The 527-nt window shown below is 71.5% G+C and carries 1 protein-coding gene; it reads left to right on the forward strand.

What is annotated here, in order from left to right; genetic code table 11:
• Positions 1 to 527 (forward strand): manganese catalase family protein (locus LUM46_RS26600; protein WP_274998322.1); only part of this gene is annotated, 527 nt, incomplete at both ends.

The following is a 527-nucleotide window of genomic DNA, read 5'->3' on the forward strand; positions in this document are numbered from 1 at the left end:
ACGGTCGCCGCGATCATCGGTGGCACCGACCCGCAGCACGCCATCGTGGCCGGTGCGGGCGCCCGGCCGGTCGACTCCAACGGCAACCCGTGGACCGCCGGGTACGTCACCGCCAGCGGCAACATGCTCGCGGACTTCACGGCGAACGCGAACGCCGAGATGCAGGGCCGGCTCCAGGTGGCCCGGCTCTACCACATGACCGACGACCCGGGCGTCCGTGACCTCCTGTCGTTCCTGCTGGCGCGCGACACGATGCACCAGAACCAGTGGATCGCGGCAGCGGCGGAGCTGCGCGAGGAGGGCATCGAGGACCTGCCCGTGCCCAGCACGTTCCCGCAGAACAAGGAGGACCGCGCCGTGTCCTACCAGTACATCAACTTCTCGGACGGCCAGGCCGCGAGCGAAGGCAGCTGGGCGAGCGGTCCGACGCCGGACGGCAAGGGAGAGTTCGAGTACGTGGCCGAGCCGCCGGCCGGCGTGCCTGCCCCGCCGCCCACCAAGCCCGACGTGCGTCTCCACGGCACCAC

This window comes from Promicromonospora iranensis, from assembly GCF_028994805.1.
Lineage (GTDB): Bacteria > Actinomycetota > Actinomycetes > Actinomycetales > Cellulomonadaceae > Promicromonospora > Promicromonospora iranensis.